This window comes from Nitrospirota bacterium (genome assembly GCA_040757595.1).
In the GTDB taxonomy this organism is placed as follows: domain Bacteria; phylum Nitrospirota; class Nitrospiria; order Nitrospirales; family Nitrospiraceae; genus JBFLWP01.
Genome location: JBFLWP010000004.1, coordinates 72092 through 91036, shown reverse-complemented (window position 1 = coordinate 91036; position 18945 = coordinate 72092). Strand labels below are relative to the sequence as shown.

The 18945-nt window shown below is 64.8% G+C and carries 14 protein-coding genes, 2 tRNA genes and 2 pseudogenes; 14 read left to right on the top strand and 4 right to left on the bottom strand.

The genetic code is table 11. From position 1 onward, the window contains the following. Positions 1-228 precede the first annotated feature (228 nt). A complete protein-coding gene (locus tag AB1411_05375; GenBank protein MEW6543023.1) occupies positions 229-1542 on the top strand; it encodes an adenylosuccinate synthase in 1314 nt (437 codons plus the stop codon). Positions 1543-1645: 103 nt separating this feature from the next. After that, a tRNA-Lys gene (locus AB1411_05370) sits at positions 1646-1721 on the top strand. A 6-nt stretch (positions 1722-1727) separates the two neighbouring features. Here AB1411_05370 and AB1411_05365 read toward each other — a convergent pair. Then, positions 1728-1943 (bottom strand): annotated as a pseudogene (locus AB1411_05365) (hypothetical protein). A gap of 98 nt (positions 1944-2041) precedes the next feature. Here AB1411_05365 and AB1411_05360 point away from each other — a divergent pair. From AB1411_05360 to msrA, 8 genes are all read left to right on the top strand, one after another. Then, on the top strand, positions 2042-2308 hold the full coding sequence (locus AB1411_05360; protein MEW6543022.1) for a type II toxin-antitoxin system Phd/YefM family antitoxin: 267 nt from the start codon (positions 2042-2044) through the stop codon (positions 2306-2308). After that, the gene (locus AB1411_05355) at positions 2305-2559 is read left to right on the top strand and encodes a type II toxin-antitoxin system RelE/ParE family toxin (GenBank protein MEW6543021.1); all 255 of its coding nucleotides are present in this window, start codon (positions 2305-2307) and stop codon (positions 2557-2559) included. Before AB1411_05360 ends, AB1411_05355 begins: the two co-directional genes overlap by 4 nt. A gap of 212 nt (positions 2560-2771) precedes the next feature. After that, positions 2772-4166 carry a sigma-54 dependent transcriptional regulator gene (locus AB1411_05350; protein ID MEW6543020.1) on the top strand — a complete coding sequence of 465 codons (1395 nt, stop codon included), beginning with the start codon at positions 2772-2774 and terminating at the stop codon, positions 4164-4166. Between the two features lie 383 nt (positions 4167-4549). Continuing rightward, complete coding sequence (locus AB1411_05345; protein ID MEW6543019.1) at positions 4550-5083, top strand: sigma 54-interacting transcriptional regulator; 534 nt, start codon at positions 4550-4552, stop codon at positions 5081-5083. 195 nt (positions 5084-5278) lie between these two features. After that, a complete protein-coding gene (locus AB1411_05340; protein MEW6543018.1) occupies positions 5279-8605 on the top strand; it encodes a PAS domain-containing protein in 3327 nt (1108 codons plus the stop codon). Positions 8606-8614: 9 nt separating this feature from the next. Next, positions 8615-9433: a response regulator gene (locus AB1411_05335; GenBank protein MEW6543017.1), complete on the top strand. Its 819-nt coding sequence runs from the start codon at positions 8615-8617 to the stop codon at positions 9431-9433. A 10-nt stretch (positions 9434-9443) separates the two neighbouring features. Then, positions 9444-13142, top strand: coding sequence for a PAS domain S-box protein (locus AB1411_05330; protein ID MEW6543016.1), 3699 nt, complete (start codon positions 9444-9446; stop codon positions 13140-13142). Positions 13143-13453: 311 nt separating this feature from the next. Beyond that, positions 13454-14014 (top strand): peptide-methionine (S)-S-oxide reductase MsrA, encoded by a 561-nt coding sequence (gene msrA / locus AB1411_05325; protein MEW6543015.1) that lies wholly within the window; start codon positions 13454-13456, stop codon positions 14012-14014. A 1-nt stretch (position 14015) separates the two neighbouring features. Here the strand turns inward: msrA and AB1411_05320 are convergent, their stop codons facing one another. Both AB1411_05320 and AB1411_05315 read right to left on the bottom strand, forming a co-directional pair. After that, complete coding sequence (locus AB1411_05320; protein ID MEW6543014.1) at positions 14016-14450, bottom strand: hypothetical protein; 435 nt, start codon at positions 14448-14450, stop codon at positions 14016-14018. Continuing rightward, positions 14434-14885 (bottom strand): annotated as a pseudogene (locus tag AB1411_05315) (hypothetical protein). Before AB1411_05315 ends, AB1411_05320 begins: the two are co-directional and overlap by 17 nt. 406 nt (positions 14886-15291) lie before the next feature. Here AB1411_05315 and AB1411_05310 point away from each other — a divergent pair. The 4 genes from AB1411_05310 to AB1411_05295 all read left to right on the top strand — a co-directional run bounded on the left by AB1411_05310 (position 15292) and on the right by AB1411_05295 (position 17741). Next, positions 15292-15369, top strand: a tRNA-Glu gene (locus tag AB1411_05310). A gap of 227 nt (positions 15370-15596) precedes the next feature. Continuing rightward, positions 15597-16460, top strand: a complete 864-nt coding sequence (locus AB1411_05305; protein MEW6543013.1) for an SUMF1/EgtB/PvdO family nonheme iron enzyme — start codon at positions 15597-15599, stop codon at positions 16458-16460. A gap of 108 nt (positions 16461-16568) precedes the next feature. Further along, the gene (locus AB1411_05300; GenBank protein MEW6543012.1) at positions 16569-17102 is read left to right on the top strand and encodes a thioredoxin family protein; all 534 of its coding nucleotides are present in this window, start codon (positions 16569-16571) and stop codon (positions 17100-17102) included. Positions 17103-17150: 48 nt separating this feature from the next. Continuing rightward, entirely contained in the window at positions 17151-17741 is a 591-nt protein-coding gene (locus tag AB1411_05295) for a c-type cytochrome (protein MEW6543011.1), read from the top strand. A gap of 22 nt (positions 17742-17763) precedes the next feature. On the opposite strand, the gene AB1411_05290 is transcribed toward AB1411_05295, so the two are convergent. Next, on the bottom strand, positions 17764-18936 hold the full coding sequence (locus tag AB1411_05290) for a PilT/PilU family type 4a pilus ATPase (protein ID MEW6543010.1): 1173 nt from the start codon (positions 18934-18936) through the stop codon (positions 17764-17766). Positions 18937-18945: the final 9 nt, after the last annotated feature.

Genomic DNA, 18945 nt, shown 5'->3' with positions numbered 1-18945 from the left:
GAGGCAGTCAAGGCGCGGCTCTCTACCGCAGCCGCGCCAGGCCAGAGGTTCGGGGCAAGAGGCACGAGGACATCTCTCTGCTAGCCCCTTAGCACCTCGCGCCTCTCGCCCCGCACCCGCGCTTTTGCGCCGGCTTGACAAGCGGTGGGGGGCATCATAGGATTGGGCCGCATGAAGCTCTGATCTGCGCGGTCAGGGCTCTTTTTTTGGACAGAATCGGGACCAATCATGCCGAACCTCATCATCATCGGGACCCAGTGGGGCGACGAGGGCAAGGGGAAGATCGTGGACATCCTCGCCCGCGACGCCGACGTGGTCGTGCGCTTCCAGGGCGGCTCCAACGCCGGCCACACGGTGGTCAACGATAGCGACACCTTCGTCTTTCACCTGATCCCCTCCGGCATCCTCTACCGAGGCAAGCTCTGCGTGATCGGCAACGGCGTGGTCGTGGACCCCGGCTCCCTGATCGAGGAGATGGACCGGCTCCAAGCCAAGGGGGTGCGGATTGGGAAGAACTTCGTCATCAGCCAGCGCGCCCACCTGATCCTGCCGTACCACAAGGCCATCGAGAAGGCGAGCGAGCAGTCCAAGGGCTCGCGGCGCATCGGCACGACGGGCCGGGGGATCGGGCCCAGCTATGCGGACAAGATGGCCCGCATCGGGATTCGCGTCGGCGACCTGCTGAACCCCCCGCTCTTCCGGCGGAAGCTCGAGGAGAACCTGGCCGAGATGAACTGCTTCCTAGCGCGGCTCTATCAGGCCGGCGGGTTCGAGCTGGAGAAGGTCTACCAACAGTACATGGGCTATGCGGAGCGGCTCAAGGGCTACATCGGCGACGCCGCGCTGCTCCTCAACCAGGCGGTTGACCGGGGCAAGGACGTGCTGTTCGAGGGGGCTCAGGGCACCCACCTGGACGTGGATTTCGGGACCTATCCCTACGTGACCTCCTCCAGCGCTGCGGCCGGCGGCGCCTGCACGGGCACCGGCGTCGGGCCCACCAAGATTGATGCGGTCATGGGCGTGGCCAAGGCCTACACGACCCGGGTGGGGAGCGGCCCGTTCCCGACCGAATTGAACGACCAGGTCGGGGGCGGCCTCCAGGAGCGGGGCAAAGAATTCGGTGCGACCACCGGCCGGCCGCGGCGCTGCGGCTGGTTCGACGGCGTGGTCGTCCGCTACGCGACGCGGGTGAACGGCCTGGACTCGCTGGCGGTCACGAAGCTGGACGTACTGGACGGCTGCAAGGAGCTCAAGCTCTGCACCGGCTACAAGCACGGGGGGCGGCTGTACAGGGAGATGCCTGCGGACATCCAGGTGCTCACGGAGTGCGAGCCGGTGTACGAGACTCTGCCCGGCTGGAGCACGGCGACCACCGGCATCACCGCCTACAAGGCCCTGCCGCGTGAGGCCAAACGGTACCTCGACCGGGTCGAAGAGCTGGCTGGCTGCCGCATCGACATCATTTCCACCGGCTCCAAGCGCCGGGACACGATCGTCCTCCGGAACCCGATGAAGCCGACCCGTCGCCGCAGCCGCCGCTGAGGCGGGTCAATCGTCACTCGTCATTCGCCAATCGTTAATGGTAGGATACTGCCTGCTCCTTGCGCTTCACGCATGACGAGTGACGAACGACGTCCCTAAGAACGAGCCGGTAGCTCAGATGGTAGAGCATCGCCCTTTTAAGGCGAGGGTCCTGGGTTCGATCCCCAGCCGGCTCACCAATTCCATCAATGGGCTCCGAGACTCCTCTCGGTCCCAAGGCCCCTCGGGCCGGCCCATTGTGCTAAATTTGTGATAACCGGCCCCGGTCGCGGGTCTTTCAGCACCCTCACTCCATCCCCCAGGCTTTCCGGCGAATGGTGCGCGCAGCGTTGCGTCATCACGCCGGTCTTGTGCCCAAGCAGCCGCTGCACCTTGTACAAGTCCACGCCTCGCTGCGCCAGTGCCGCGAAGAGAACTGGCGGGCCTTGAACGAGGACTCAGCCCGACCCTTGAGGAAGTCGCCAGAATTCTGTACACTCATGGTCACGGAGGGAGAACAATGACCAAGACGATTCCACTTAAGGAGGCCCGCGATCGGTTCTCTGAACTCGTGGACAAAGCCGACCGGCTCTCGGAGCGGTTCGTCGTGACCAAGAACGGTGCGCCAAAGGCCGTGGTGATGAGTGCCCAGGAGTTTGAGAGCTGGATGGAAACGTTGGAGTTCATGGCGAACCCCAAGGCGGTCAAGGCCCTAGAACAGGGGCTCAGGGAGGCCAAGGCCGGTAAGTTTCGCTCGTTCAAGGACGTCTTTGGGGAAGATCAGTGAGACAGGTCCGTCTCACCCCCCAGGCGCAAAAGGATCTGGAGACGTTTGTCGCAGGGACACGAGAGAAGATTAAAGAGGCTTTACGTTATCTGGCCGCGAACCCACTGGAAGGGAAGCCGCTGAAAGGAAGGTTTCAGAAAGAGAGGGTCTGGTCCTATCGCGTGTGGCCCTATCGGGTTCTCTACCGGCGGGCCGGCTCTGAATGGCTGGATGTGCTGTCAATCGAGCACAGGAAAGACGTGTACCGCTGAGTTCGCTTGAGTGAATATTGCTAGAAAAAGGCTATACATGTCGCGACAGCCCAGGACCAAGGAGCCGAGGTGACAACGAGCGATGCCGATCTCAAGGACCTGCCCGGCGTGGTTTACGTCAGATGAGGGAGCAATTGTCGGTGCCCAGAACGTCTCTCCGAACCGCGCGCTTTTCGCACAATCGGATGCTCGGAACATGACCGGAGTGGATGATGGCCAAAGAGCGGATTCTCATCGTTGACGATGAACGCGACATTGCGGACCTGATCGAGGAATTCCTCGGCGAGGAGGGGTACCAACCGATCGCGTGCAACAACGCCAAGGACGCAGTCACGCTGTTGAGGCGGCAGCGCCCGGACCTCGTCCTGCTGGACGTCCGGCTGCCGGACGGGAACGGCCTCGATCTGCTCAAGCAATTCTTCGGGCCGGAATTGGGCGGAAACCGGGTGATCGTCTTGACGGGCTATGGCACGAAGGATGATGCCCTGGAAGCGGTGGATAACGGGGCGTACGACTACTTGACCAAGCCCATCGTGCTGGACAAATTGAAGGTGATCGTCCGCAACTGCCTGCAATTTCACGAACTGACCGCCGAGGTCGAGGAGCTCACCAGCGCCGCGGTGAAGCCGTTCAGGCTGCGGGACCTGGTCGGCACGAGCCAACAGATGCAGCAATTGATCGAGAAAATGAAGCAAGTGGCCCCGTTCGAGGTGCCGGTGCTGATTACGGGAGAAAACGGAACGGGCAAGGACCTGGTCGCCAAGGCGATCCATGGTCTCAGCGAGCGGCGCAAGGGGCCGTTCGTGCCCATAGATTGCAGCGCGCTGCCCGAGACGCTGATCGAAGCCGAGCTTTTCGGATACGAGAAGGGCGCCTTCACCGGAGCCGTCCAGGGGAAGGTGGGCAGGTTGGAACAGGCTCATGGGGGGACGCTCTTCATTGACGAGCTCGGGAACATCCCCCTGCACATCCAGCCCAAGCTGCTTCGGGTGCTGCAGTCGAAGTCGGTGGAGCGGCTGGGAGGGCGAGGGGCCGTCACGGTGGACGTCCGCATCGTCTCCGCGACCAACGAGAACCTGGACGCACTAGTGGCCGACGGCCGGTTTCGCATGGATCTGTATCACCGGCTCAACACGGTGATCCTGACCGTTCCGCCTCTGGCCAAGCGAAAAGGGGACATCCCCCTCCTCGCCCACTATTTCCTGCTGCTGGCCGCCAGGTCCTACAAGAAGCCGGTTCGCGGAATCAGTCCGGCCGCGATGGAGCTGCTGGAGTCCTACCCCTGGCCGGGCAACGTGCGGGAGCTCGAGAACTGCATGCAGGCGTCCGTGATTCTGGCGGATCGAGTCGTGGAGCCGGAGCACCTGCCGACCCAGATCCGAGAGCATGCAGAGATCAAGTCGGCGCCGCGGGAGGGTCGGGGAGGGAGGTCTCTGTCGGAGATCCGCAGGAAGGCGGTCGAGGCGGCGGAGCGGGAGGCCATTCTCCTGACGCTGAAAGAAACCGGCTGGAACAAATCCGAAGCGGCCCGCCGCCTCTGCGTGGATTACAAAACGCTCTACACGAAGATCCTCAAGTACGGGATTCACATGCCGACCCAGTCCTGATCCCCCGGCTTGGCGCCGGCTCGGCCTTGCGGGCTATGGCATTTTCTCCTATGGAAGTTGTGCCATGGCCGCCTATCAGACGACGACATCGTCCCGTCTCCCACTTCCTGCCAGGAAAAGTCTAGCTGATCCCAAAGTGAAATCCGCAGGTTAGGTTGGCAATCCTCGCCTTGCCCGTTCGAGCAGGAGGCCGGAAACCCGCGGCACGGAGCCTGCTCATGTCCGGCGCAGCGCCCTTTTCTCCTGAGCAAGTGGAACGAAGGAGGCCCGACATGGCGACTCTATCATCGGCTCCGGAGCGACTTCAGAGCGCAGGCGAAGGAGGGCGGGACCGCAGAGCCCATCGAGCGAGAAACGCCTATCCGAGCATGAGGCTTCGCCGGATGGCGTTTTCGTCCGATCATTTCGGGCTCCCGCTCCTGTTGGAGGGGGACGACCCGGCTCTGGTGCGGAAACTGGCGGAACGGGTACACCGGCAGAGCTCCTATGCAAGCGGGCCCTTCGTCGTCTTCGACTGTCGGGGCATGGCCCAGACCCAGGAGGAGATCGGCTCCGCCCTGTTCGGGACCGCGTTCGGCATTTGGCCCGCCGTGCCACAGGGCGTGCGAGGGGGACTCGAACTGGCGCGGGGCGGCAGCTTGCTGGTCGAACACGTCGAGCTCATGCCCAAGTGGGCGCTCAAGCGCTTGGAGGACGCGATCCAGAGGCAATCGCTTGAGAGGCTGGGAGACCGCGACGGAGCCCCGTTGGACGTCCGCATCATGGTCGCCGTGTCCCACGACACGCGCGAGCAGGCTTTCGAGCGATCAGAGCTCTCCGCCTTTCTCCGGTATGTCGGCGGAGGATTCCCTCTGAGGATGTCCCCCTTGCTCAAGCTGGCGCAGCATGACGCCGCGGGGGAAGCTCCTCTCTGTTGAAGGCGCGCCGGCGGACAGGTCCGGGTCCGGCGACGGGCTCGGTGCGGCGGGGACCGGATCGCATGCGAGGCACCGATGGAACGGGTTGAACCCGCATCTCGCCCTTCTCAGAGTTCGGGCGGGGAAGCCCCCGCGCCACACCGGCACGAGCCGCCGGAAACGCGGATGCGGCGGTCCGGGACAAGCGGGCGAAGCATGCACGCCGGACGGGCGGCCAACCTGGTCGCATTCGACTGGGATCTCCTCGCCGACGAAGCCTGGTGGTCGGAAGGGATGCAGTTGTGCTTCGGGCATTCCCCGGAAGCGCTTGAACCGGGAACCGACTCCTGGGCCAGCCGGCTCCACCCCCAGGACAGGACGCGCGTCCTCGAGGGCCTGCAGGCCGTCTTCAACGCCGGCCTGACCGCCTGGTCGGACGACTATCGCTTCCGCTGTGCCGACGGCTTTCATGACGAAGTCCTTCATCATGCCCACGTGGACTACGACGAGCAGGGCCTCCCCGTTCGTATCATCGGATTTATCGTGGACGTCGCCGCCCACAATGAAACAGTCGTGGAACTGCGGAAGGAGATGGATGAGACGGATCTGGCGCTGGCCGCGCCGCGGCCCCTCATCTGCGGGCTCCTGCCGGACGGCACCGCAACCTTCGCCAACCAAGCCGCAGCCCGCCTCATCGGCTACGAGGCCGACGAGGTCATCGGAAGGAATTGGTGGGACCTCATGGGATCGGGCGACGCGGCGGCGCGGTTCGAGCGGCTGCTCGGACAGTCCGGAGAAGGGGAAACGTTCCGCCTGGAAACGGCTTTGATCCCGAAGGTCGGGGAGCCGAGGGTGATCTCCTGGACCTTCGTTCGGCGGGCCCGCGGAGACGGTGAGTCGGTCGAAGTGCTCGGAATAGGAGGTGATATGCGCGAGGGGTCATCTTTGGAGCCTGAGGCGCGTGAATTCGTCAGGCTGCTCGCCCAAGTTCAGCGGCTCGCCCATTTGGGCACCTGGCAGTGGGATCTCGCTGCCGATTCCGTTCGCTGGTCCGATGAGCTGTGCCGGATCTTCGGCGTCCTTCCCGGCGAGCTCGGGGCGACCCCCGAGGCGTTGCTCGACCGGATTCACCCGGATGACCGGGAGATGGTTCGGAACTGCGTCAAACGGGCCTTGGAGGACGGCCGTTCCATCGAGTACGAGGCCCGAATCGTTCGCCCAAACCGAACGGTGCGGGTGATTCGCACGCTGGGCGAGGCGGTCAAAGACCGGGCCGGCCGCCCGATCGCGATAGTCGGCGTGACGCAGGACGTCACGGAGCAAGTGAAGTCCGAGGGATTGGCCATCGCCTTGAACTCCGCCTTCGAGCTCATCGCGACGGGAAGCCCCCTGGAGACGGTGCTCACGCGGCTGATCCAGGCCCTCGAGGAACAGTTCGCGGAACTCCGGTGCTCGGTCTTGTTGGCGGACGATCAAGGGCGGCTGCTGCATTTCGCCGCCGCCCCGAGCTTTCCGCGCGAATTCGCGGAGGCGGTGGACGGGCTCGACATCGGCCCCAGTTCGGGTGCATGCGGGGCCGCCGCGTTCCGCCGCGAGCCGGTGACCGTGGCGGACATCTCGCGCGACCCCTTGTGCGAGGCGTTCAGGGATCTGGCAGAGCGATGCGAAATCCGGGCCTGCTGGTCGAGCCCGATCCTGGCGACCACAGGTCGGGTCTTGGGCACGATTTGCCTGTATTTTCGCGAACGCCGCGGCCCTGGCACGACGGAACGGGCCATGATCGAAAACGTCGCGCGGATCGCCGGGCTTGCCATCGAGCGGCAGCGCGTGCAGGAAGCGCTGGAGGTCAAGACCGGCCAGTTGCACGCCATCACCGACGTGATCTTGGGGTTCCTGCAGGACGGAAATTGGCGCGAGGCCAGCGCCAGGCTGCTCAGGAGCGCCTTGCGCCAGACGAGCAGCGAGTACGGGTTCCTCGGGGTGGTCGTGGAAGGGCCGGCTCTGCGGATTCTCGCCCATGAAGGCGTTCAATGGGATCGTGAGGTCAATCGCGAGTTCTACGACAACGCCGTGCGCACCTATCGCCAGCAAGGCTACCTGGAGTTCACCAATTTCGAGAACCTGTTTGGCCGGGTGATCACGTCCGGGAAGGTGGTGCTGTCGAATGAGCCGGTCGCCGATCCCCGGGCCGGAGGCCTGCCTCCCGGCCATCCTCTCCTGCATCACTTTCTCGGGGTGCCGATCATGCAAGGCGCGGACGTCGTGGGCATGATCGGCTTGGCCAATCGCCCGGGCGGGTTCACGGGAACCGAGCAGGAGAAGATCGAGCTTCTTACCCAGACCGCGAGCATCCTGTACGGCAGCTACCGGCACCAGCAGCGGGCGGCGGAATTGGAAGGACAGTTGCGCCAGTCTCAAAAGATGGAGGCCATGGGCCGGCTGGCCGGCGGCATTGCCCACGACTTCAACAACCTCCTGACGGTCATCGGGGGATACTGCGAGATGCTGCTGGAGCAACTGAGTCCAGATGCCCCCCTGCGGGAAGAAATCCGGGAAATCCAGAAGGCCGAACAACGGGCCGCGAGTCTGACCAATCAGCTCCTGACGTTCAGCCGCCGCCAGGTGCTGCGGCCGGTCCTGTTGGATCTGAACGCCGCGGTCGGCAACGTGGAACCCATGCTGCGGCGTCTGATCGGGGAGGACATCGAACTGGTGACCGTCAAGGGAGACGGACTGTGGAAGATCAAGGCCGACCCGAGTCAGATCGAGCAGGTGGTGCTGAACCTGGCCGTCAATTCGCGGGACGCCATGCCGAACGGCGGCCGGATCACCATCGAGACGGCGAACGTCGAACGGGCCGCGCGCAGCTCCTCCAGGCCGGACGGCGGCCAATCGGGGCAATCGGTGATGCTCGCCGTCGGGGATACGGGCTGCGGGATGGATGCCGAAGTCAAAGCCCACTTGTTCGAGCCGTTCTTCACCACCAAACCCCAGGGACGCGGGACGGGGCTGGGCCTCGCCACCGTGTACGGCATCGTGCAGCAAAGCGGGGGCTCCATCGTCGTCGAAAGCGGCGTGGAGCGGGGCACCGTGTTCAAAATTTACTTTCCGCTGGCCGAAGGCCCGGAAGAGGCGCCGGATGCCGAGGATCTCCGCCCGGTCGCAGCGCAACCGGGCGCCGAGACGATCCTGTTGGTCGAGGATGAGGACTCGCTGCGCGCGCTCGCGTGCCGGGTTCTGCAAGAAGCCGGATACACCGTCCTGGCTGCTCGGAACGGGGCCGAGGCGCTGCAGATCGGGCAGCGGCATTCCGCCCCGATCCACCTGCTCGTGACCGATGTGGTGATGCCGGCGGTGAACGGGAGAGACCTGGCCGAGGGCCTCAAGGAGCGGCATCCGGAGACCAAGGTGCTCTACATGTCCGGCTACACCGACCACGTGCTGAACCATCACCATCTGCCGGAGAGCGGCCTGCATTTCATCTCCAAGCCGTTCACTCCGTCGGCCTTCAAACGGAAGATTTGCGAGGTGCTGGGGGGCTAAGGGGGACGCATGGCGACGGTCTTGGTCGTGGACGACGATCGGCTGATTTGTGATCTGCTGAAGGCCGCCCTGGGGCAGCAGGGGTACCAGGTGCTCGTCGCCACCGGCGGGCGCGAAGCGATCGAGCTGTTTCGCCGGCACGCGCCAAGGGTCACGCTCCTGGATCTGCACATGCCCGACATGGACGGGCTGACGGTGCTCAGGCGGATGCGGGTCGTGGACCCGGACGCGGCGGTGATGATCGTCACCGGTGGTGGATTGGGCACATGCGACGGTCAGGCCCGATCGCTGGGAGCGACCGGCTACTTCCAGAAGGGTCAGCCGATCCATGTTCTGGTGGAGGCGGTGAACCGGGTTGCGCGGCAGCCGGTGGCCCTCGCCGGGCTCCCAGGCGCATCCGACGAAGAGCTTGACGGCGAGGCTGACCGGTCCGTCCTCGTCGTGGACGACGAAGAGATGATCCGCCTGCTCCTGGGCCGGTATCTGATGATGCGCGGGTATCGGGTGCGGCTGGCTCGGGACGGGCGTGAGGCCCTGGCCCTGATGGCGGAGGAATGTCCGAGCGCGGTCATCCTGGACATGTACATGCCGGGTATGAACGGGGTCGAGGTGTGCCGCGCAATGCGGGAGCGGCGGTACCGGAGCTCGGTGGTGTTCCTGACGGCCTCCCAAGACGAAGCGTTGCTGCAAGAGGCCCTACGACTCGGCTCGGTGGATGTCCTGGCGAAGCCGGTGGACCTGGAGAAGCTGGCACTGGTCCTCGAAATCGGGGAGATTCTTTCGGAACCAGATGATCGGCAACTGGGGAGAGAGGCGCCCGCGCGATAGGGAGTCTGCCATGGCAGGTCATGAGCGAGTCCGTTTCGGCAAGCTGGCCGAGTCCGGGCATTTCGTCCAGTTCTACGAGGATCGGGCGTTTCTTGTCGGGGCGGTGAGCCAGTTCATCGGCGCGGGCCTCGAAGCGGGGCAAGCCGGCATCGTGATCGCGACGCCGGCCTGTCGAGAGAGTCTGGCGGAACGGTTGGAGGCGCGGGGCTTGGATCTCGCCGCCGCCATCGAGCGGGGACAGTACGTGGCGTTGGATGCGGCCGAGACCCTGGCGACGCTCATGGCCGACGGAGGGCCGGACGAGACGCGGTTCGTCGAGGTGGTCGGTTCCGTGGTCGCGCGGGCGGAATGCCGGCATCCGCGCGTGCGAGCCTTCGGGGAGATGGTCGCGCTCCTCTGGGCGGAGGGGAAGCCGGAGGCCGCGCTCCGCCTCGAAGAGTTCTGGAACCGCCTGGGCAAACGCCATTCCTTCTCGCTGTTCTGCGCGTACCCGATGAGCGCATTCGGCCGGGAGGCGGACAGCGGACCCTTCCGCGAGGTGTGTCAGGCGCACGCTCACGTCGTCCCCGCCGAGAGCTACACCAGACTGGCCAGTCCGGACGAGCGCCTCAAGGCCGTCAGCCAGCTTCAGCAGCAGGCGACTGCGCTCGGCTCGGAACGGAAGAGGGCCGGGGATGCGTTGCAAGAGAACGAACGACGGTACGGGCTGCTCGTCGAGAACGCCCCGGTCTGCATTCACGAAATAGACCTGGACGGCCGCTTGGTGTCCATGAATCAAGCCGGACTCAAGATGATGGGTGTGAAGGATGAAGCGGAAATCCGCGGCCACGCCTATCTGGACGTCGTCGCTCCGGAGGACCGTGAGCGCATCGGCAGACTGCTGAGTCGAGCCTTCGCGGGCCAGGCCTCCGAGTTCGAGTTTTCGGCGACCACGGCCCAGGGCATTCTCCATTTTTCGTCCTGCTTCGTGCCCATCAAAGGCGCCGACGGATCGGTCCTGAGGCTGATGGGCATTACCCAAGACGTCACCGAGCGGAAACGCGCGGAAGAGTCACTGGTTCAAGGCGCGGCCAAGTATCGTCAGATCGTGGACACCGCCTACGATGCCTTCGTCTCAATGGACGCCGATGGGGGGATCAGGGACTGGAACCGCCAGGCGGAAGCGACCTTTGGCTGGACCAGGGAAGAAGCGATCGGGCAGACTCTGTCGGAGCTGATCATTCCGCCCCGGTTCCGCGACGCGCACCAACAGGGCCTTCGCCGCTTTCTCGCGACCGGGGAAGGCACGGTCCTGAACAAGCGCATCGAAGTGACCGCTTTGCACCGGGACGGGCGCGAATTCCCCGCCGAGTTGACGGTTAACCCTCTTCGGTTGGGCGAACGCTTGGTCTTCAACGCCTTTGTCCACGACATCACCGAGCGCAAGAGGGCCGAGGAGGAACTCAGAGGGAGCGAAGAGCGGTTCAGGAGCGCGTTCGAAGAGACGGCGGTGGGCATGGTGCTCTTCGATCCCAAGGGCCGGTTTCTGCGAACCAACCGCGCCTTTTCTAATATGGTGGGCTATGCCGAAGACGAGTTGCTCGCCATGACGTTCCGGGACATCACGCACCCAGATGACCTGGACTGGAACAACCGGGCCGTCGAGCGACTGCTGGCCGGCCAGGAGAAGTCCCTCCAAATTGAAAAGCGGTACCGGCACAAGCTCGGCCACACGGTCTGGGCGTCCGTGAGCGTCTCGGCCGTACGCGACACGGCGGGGCAGGCGCTCACCATGATCGCGCAGTCACAGGACATCACCGGACGGAAACGGGCGGAGGCCGAGCTGCATTTTGCCAGGCAGGTCATTGATCAGACTCAAGACCCCATTTATTGGCTGAGCCCGGAGGAAGGGTTTCGCTTCGTGTACGCGAACGAGGCGGCCTGCCGGCACTACGGGTATCCGGCGGAGGCCCTGCTCCGGATGTCGGTTCCGGATTGGGATCCCAACTTTACGCTGGAGGAATGCGAGAAGGTCTGGCGGGCGCTCAAAGTCGAGAAGTCGCGTACGTTCGAGACGCTGCACCGGCGCAGTACCGGCGAGGTCGTCCCGGTGGAGGTGACGGCCAATTATGTGACCTTCGGCGGAAAGGAATATGTCGCCGGACTCATTCGCGACATCACCAAGCGGAAGCGGGCGGAAGCCCAACTGGCCGAATCGGAACGGAAGTACCGAGAGTTGGTCAACTCCCTCCAGGCGGTCGTCTGGGAGGCGGACCCGGCCGACTTCAGGATCACCTACGTGAGTCCCCAGGTTCAACCGATGTTGGGCTACAGGCCGGAGCAGTGGCTCCACGAGCTGGCGTGGAAGGATTTCATCCATCCCGACGACCTCGAGCGTGTGCTCGAGACGTGCAGGACCGAGACCGCCGCGGGGCGGAACCATTCCTTGGAATACCGCATGCTCGCGGCGGACGGCCACGTGAAGTGGGTCAGGGATGAGACGACCGTGGTGGTGGAACACGGGCGTCCCGTGAAGCTGCGGGGCGTGCTGCTCGACGTGACCGAGCGCAAGCAGCTCGAGGAGCAGCTCCGGCAGAGCGAGAAGCTGGCGTCCCTGGGGACTCTTCTCGGCGGGGTCGCGCACGAGCTCAACAATCCGCTGTTCATCATCAGCGGGTTCGTGGAGATGGCCTTGGACCGGGCGAAGCGCACAGAAGACACCGCCCTCATTGACGCCATGCTCAAAGTCCAGGAAGCCGCCCGACGAAGCGCGGCGATCGTGGACCGCTTCCTCGGGGTGGCCCGGACCGGCGTGAAGCAACGTGGGCTGTGCGACTGCAACGCCGTCGTGAAACAGGCTCTGACGATCGTGGCGAACGATCTGGAGCTCCATCGGATCGAGGTTCAGCCGGACTTCTATCCGACGCTGCCTTCCGTGCTCGCTGACTCCAATGAGCTGATCCAAGTCCTGCTGAATCTGTGCATCAATGCCCGGCAGGCCATGGTGGAAGCCCATGGACGCGGCACCCTCCGCCTCGTCACCAGGCTCGTCCATGAGCTCCGGACGCCTTGGGTGGAGATTCGGGTGACAGACGACGGGCCAGGCATGGACCGCGAGACCCTGCTCCGGATCTTCGACCCCTTCTTCACGACCAAGCCGGTCGGTCAGGGGACAGGCCTCGGCCTGACCATGGCCCATCGGATCGTCTCCGAGCTCGGAGGGACCCTGACCTGTGCAAGCGAGGTCGGGAAGGGCGCGACGTTCATCCTCCGGCTTCCGCCGGCACAGGGGAAGCTTGGGAGCCAGACTTCCGGCACAGCCGAGCCAGCCGGAATGGATTCGCCTTTGGCCGATGACCATACCGTGCTGCTGGTGGATGATGAGCCGGCGATTGTGCAGATGCTCGGCACCTATCTGGAACGGCTGGGTTACCGGGTGTCGCGGGCCACGAGCGGGCTTGAGGCGCTGGAGACCTTGAGCCGTGGCCGGCACGATGCGCTGATCATGGACTTTTCCATGCCGAAGATGGACGGCGCGTCCCTCTACATGCGGGCGGTGTCGCTCCAGCCGGACCTCGCCAGACGGACGATCCTGCTCACAGGGGCCAGCCAAGCGGCGGCCGTCGAGAAGTTTCTCAGAGAGACCGAATGTCGGGTGGTCAGCAAGCCGGTTTCGCTGCAGCAGTTGGCCCAGGAGCTCAAGACGGTCTTCGTGAACGACATGGTGTGAACCTCGGCTTCAGCCTTTCCTTTGCCGCGCGCAAAGGATATTGACGAACCAGGAGGATGAGGACTGATGCTGAATAAGCTCATATCCCTGTTGACCGCTCGCTGCCCGGTCTGCCGGTATCGCTATGGACTCCGGATGCGATGCCGGCCCGATGAGCAACTGTTCCGCTTGTTCTTTTTCCGTCCTTTCGAATGCTATGCGTGCAACCATCGGTTTCTCGCCTTTTGGCCGTAGTGAGCAGGCCCGCTGCGGGGATTGCCTTCCATTCCCTTCATCCCTTCTCTATAATCCAACGTTCTGAGGGCAACCCCATGTCTGATGCGCAAGCGGCTCCGTCAGGGAAGGAGATCGCCACGCTGGCCGGCGGGTGCTTCTGGTGTCTGGAGGCGGTGTACGTCCGGATGCGCGGGGTGGAGTCGGTGGCCTCCGGCTACATCGGCGGGCAGATCGCCAACCCGACGTACGAGCAGGTCTGCATGGGCCGGACCGGCCATGCCGAGGCGGTGCGGATCGTCTATGATCCCAAGGTCGTCTCCTACAGGGAGCTGCTCGAGGTCTTCTTCGCGATCCACGATCCGACGCAGTTGAACCGACAGGGGAACGACGTGGGCACCCAGTACCGGTCGGCGATTTTCTTCCACTCGCCGGAACAGAAGGACGCGGCGACGGAGGTGATCGCGTCGCTCGCGAGGGAGCGGGTCTTCGACAAGCCCATCGTGACGGAAGTGGTCCCGGCCGGGACCTTCTACAGGGCCGAGGACTATCACCAGGACTATTTCGCCCGCAATCCGGCCCAGCCCTACTGTGCCTACGTGGTCTCTCCCAAGGTCGCCAAGTTCCGCAAGCTCTTCTCCCAAAAGTTGAAGGGCTGACCTACCGAGAGAAGAGGCCGGCCAGTCCGAGCCTGACCCGGCTCCACAGGCTCTCCTTCTGCGCCACCTGGTGGGATTTGACCACGACCTCGGCCTGCGGGGGACAGAAGGGGAATTCGGGCTTCTTCTTCGCGTCGGCTTGGACGAGGAGTGTCCCGTCCGGCCGCTGTCCCAGCCCCTGGACGATCAGCAACTGGTCGTGCGGCTCCAGCACGCAGGCGGTCTCGTAACCCAGTCGTTGGTAGCGGGCCGGCTCGGCGAGGGCCACCCGGTGCCGTCCGTTCGAGAAGACCACCACCCCTGTTTTGAGCGGCTCTTCCGGCGCGATCGAATAGAGGAAGGCGGGCAGGATCAACATGACGGCGACGATCAGGCTGATCGCCAGCAGGGGCTGTCTGGACCGAGGCGCTCCGTCTTGCTCAGCGGAGGGGGCCATCGTCGGCTTGGCCGGTCGCGCGCAGGGACGCGAAGTCGAACAGGGTCCGGTCCATCAGGTGGGAGGGGACCACGTCGGTCATGGCCCGGAAGACGTTCTCGACGCTCCCCGGGAACCGCCGCTCCCACTCGCGCAGCAGGGCCTTGACCTCCTTGCGCTTGAGGTTCTCCTGCGAGCCGCAGAGGTCGCAGGGGATGATCGGGAACCGCCGCAGCTCCGCATAGCGCGCCAGGTCCTCCTCCTTCACATAGGCCAGGGGGCGGATCACGACGTGCCGCGCCGCGTCAGGTAGTCTGGCAGGACCCGGGCGGGGAAGCCCGGCTGTTTCTGATCCAGGTTGACCGCCCGGCCGTAACTGTCCTTGCCGCCCGAGAGGCAGACCATGACCCGGTCGCTCTCCTCGATCATGGCAAAGTCGGCGATGGCCTCGCCGACCGCCGGCAGAGGCGGGTCGGCAGTTTTTTGTCTCCTCGGGGAGTTTTTTCTGTTTCTTGGCCGGGTCTCGTCTCGCAGCCAGTACGTGGTCCGTGGCGGGCATGGGCAACTCCTTTTGAAGAACGGCCGGCGACCTTCGTGAACCAGGATCGGCGATGGATCGGGAGGACATGGTGCCAGATGCCCGCTCACGGAGCAAGCCGCCTGCCCAAGGTTTGACTCACCGGACGGCATCTGCTAGAATCCCGCGCGTTTTCCTGGACTTCGAGTGAATTGCCCGTCCGCCTCCTGATTTTCGGAGCGAAGGGCTACGGCCCGATCGTTCGTAAGACCGGCATCGGACGGCGCCGCGCCTTGCCTGCTCGCGCGGACGCGGCGCGGTCGCTGAAAGACTGAGCAGGGAACCGTCCCCATCGTCTAGCCTGGCCTAGGACGCCGGCCTTTCAAGCCGGCAACACGGGTTCAAATCCCGTTGGGGACGCCACCATTTCCGAATCCCGTTTGGGTTACCTCCCGGCCGATGGCGGCTGCTCCCGAGGTTGATGCGGGGGGACGATGGGAGGCGGGGGTTCAGGCACGTCAATCTGGTCTGTTCGTAATCTCTTTCGTTCTTCTTCCGTGCCGCCCTCTTCCGCCCATGCTCCCTCCCAAGCCGCGTGGATGAACCATGCTGGGGTCTGTCCTTAGAGATCCGAATCCAGAGGGGACACCATGACGCGAACGCAACTGGGGCAAGGAGCTGCATTGCTGCTGACCGCTCTTCTGATCATGGGGGCCGGCGAGCCGCCGAACGGCCAGGGGCCGGCGGCCAAGCCGATGGGGAAGGACGAGGCCCCGATGGTCCAGATCCCCGAGGGCGAGTTCATCATGGGCACGAACAACGTGGGCATGGATTGGCACCAGGGGAGCCACAACGAGGCGCCGGAGCACAAGGTGCTTCTGAAGCCCTACTATATCGACCAGTACGAGGTCACCATCGCCCGGTTCGCGAAATTCTCCAAGGAGTCGGGCCACCCCCTCCCGCCGACCTGGGACGACGACGCGCTGGCGTCGGCCGGGGACCGTCCGGTGGTGGGGGTAAGCTGGACGGATGCGGAGGCCTACTGCAAATGGGCCGGCAAGCGTCTGCCGACGGAGGCCGAGTGGGAGAAGGGGGCCAGGGGGACGGACGGCCGACGCTATCCCTGGGGGGACATGCAGCCGTTCGTGGACATCGCGGACTACAACCGGGGGGCCTGGGTCAGCGACGCGATCACACTCGTGGCGGTCACCGGCGGCGTGGAGGGGATGAGCATCCGGCACGGGTTGAAGACCGGCGGGAAGAGCCCCTACGGGCTCTATCACATGGCCGGCAACGCGGCCGAGTGGGTGGCGGACTGGTACGACCGCGAGTATTACCAGAAGAGCCCCAAGGAGAACCCGACCGGGCCTCCGAGCGGCGAGCGCAAGGTCTTCCGCGGGGGAAGCTGGAACGACCCCCCGCGCAACATCCGCGTCACGGCCCGGTTTTCCGCGGAGCCGGACTTTCAGGACCGGACCATCGGGTTCCGCTGCGCGATGGACGTGCCGAAGTAGGATAAGAGCCTATGGCGAATGGCGTATGGCACACGCCTGAGAATCAGGACAAGAAGAGGGGCCCAACCATTGGCCATCAGCCATCAGCCATTTGCTCTTGGATCTCCCATGCCGCTCCACATCGGTGATCCGGCGCCGGACTTTTCACTCTCCGGCGTGGACGGGCGGACGGCCAGCCTGGCCGGCTTCGCCGACAAGCCGGTCCTCGTCGTGATCTTCTCGTGCAACCATTGTCCCTACGTCCAGGCGTACGAAGACCGGCTGGTGGCGATCCAGCGGGACTATGCGGCGCGCGGGGTGCAACTGGTCGCCGTCAACTCGAACGACGACGTGGGCTATCCCGAAGACGGCTTCCCGGAGATGATCGCGCGCGCGAAGGCGAAGGGGTTCAACTTCCCCTACCTGCGGGACGCCTCGCAGGAGGTCGCGCGAGCGTACGGCGCCACCCACACGCCGCAGCTCTTCGTGTTTGACCGCCGGCGCCGGCTCGCCTACACCGGCAAGATCGACGACAATTGGCAGAATCCCCGGGCCGTGACGCGCCACTATCTGCGCGAGGCCCTCGACGCCCTGCTCGAAGGGGCCGAGCCGGCCGAGCCGACGACCTACGCCATCGGCTGTACGATCAAGTGGGCCTCTTAGCCGGATCCCTCCGTCCGATCCCCTCTCGTCGAGAAGAAGGAGAAGTCATTGGGCGAACAGTCCGACCGGCACGAGGACCGGCAACCGTCCGGACCGGTCTCAAAGAAGGATGGGGAGGACCGTTCCAACCAGACGGCCCTGGTGTTCCTCGTGGTCGGGGTCGTGCTGTTGACGGCCCTCTGGTCCTTTCGAGAACTGACGACGTCGGCAAAGAAGCCGCAACGGCCGACGGAGATCCCCAAGACGGCGCGGGGCCTTCCCCAACTGACCCAGGCCATGGTGCCGCTGGTCACCGGCGAGGAGCCGCTCGACCAGCTCTTCGTCAAGGCCGGCTGCCCGGTCTGTCACACGATTCCCGGCATCAAGGGAGCCGACGGCCGGGTCGGGCCCCCGCTCACGCTCGGCACGACGGGCCGGCAGCGGCTGGCCGATCCGTCCTATCGGGGGAAAGCCAAGACGGTGCGGGACTACATCGTCGAGTCGGTCGTGGAGCCGAGCGCCTACGTGGTGCCCGGCTATCCGGACCGGACGATGCCCGCCTGGTACGGGCAGAAGCTCAGCGCGACGGCGCTGGACCAGGTCGCAGCCTACCTGGAATCATTGACCGAAGATGCGCCGCAACCCGGCGAGGGGCGCTAGGCGCGAGGCGAGGGGAGAGGGGTCAGAGCTTGCGGAAGGTGCCGCCGCCCGGCGGCAAGCCCTGGATCTGGAAGCCCTTGGGCTTCTCCTGCTGCCTCTCCGGCTCGATCTTGCCGCCGGGCGTCTCGTCGGTCTTCAATCCGGCGAGCTTGATCTTCAGGCGCAGGTTGTTGGCGCTGTCGGCGTTGATCAAGGCCTGGTCCAGGGTGATCTTGCCGTCCCGGTAGAGGGTGAAGAGGACCTGGTCGAAGGTCTGGCAGCCCTCCTGGATCCCCTGTTCCATCGCTTCCTTGAGATTGTCCGTCTCCCCCTTCTTGATCAGGTCCTTGACCCGCGGGGTATCCATGAGGATCTCCAGGGCCGCCACCCGCTTGCCGTCCACGCCCGGAACGAGCCGCTGGGAGATGATGGCCCGCAGGTTCATCGAGAGCTGCAGGTAGATCTGGGCGTGGCGCTCCGAGGGGAAGAAGTTCATGATCCGCTCGATGGCCTGGTTGGCGTTGTTCGCGTGGAGGGTGCCCAGGCAGAGGTGCCCGGTCTCGGCGAAGGCGATCCCGGCCTCCATCGTCTCGGTGTCGCGGATCTCGCCGATGAGGATCACGTCCGGCGCCTGCCGCAGGGTGTTTTTCAGCGCGGCCTGGAACGACAGGGTGTCGAACCCGACCTCCCGCTGGGTGACGACCGACTTCTTGTGCCGGTGCACGAACTCGATGGGGTCCTCGACCGTGATGATGTGGCCGGGCGAGTTCGCGTTCCGGTGGTCGATCATGGCGGCCAGCGAGGTGGACTTGCCGGAGCCCGTCGCGCCGACGAAGAGGACGAGGCCCCGCTTGGTCATCGCGATGTCCTTGATGATGGGGGGCAGCCCCAGCTTGTCGATCGGGACGATCTCGACCTTGATCTGCCGGATGACGAACCCGACGTTTCCGCGCTGGCGGAAGATGTTCACGCGGAAGCGGCCCAGGTCGGGATAGTAGAGCGCCAGGTTCATCTCGTTCGTCTGCTCGAACTCCTTCTTCTGCTTGTCCCGCATCACGCTCTGGGCCAGGGCTTCGAGCTCCTCGTTCGTGAGCGGCTGGGTGCCGACCGGCTGGGTCACGCCCTGGATGCGGTACATCGGCGGCAACTCCACGGTGAGGTACACGTCCGACGCGTCCTTCTCCACCACCACCTTCAGAACCTCGTGGATGTCGATCATGACGAC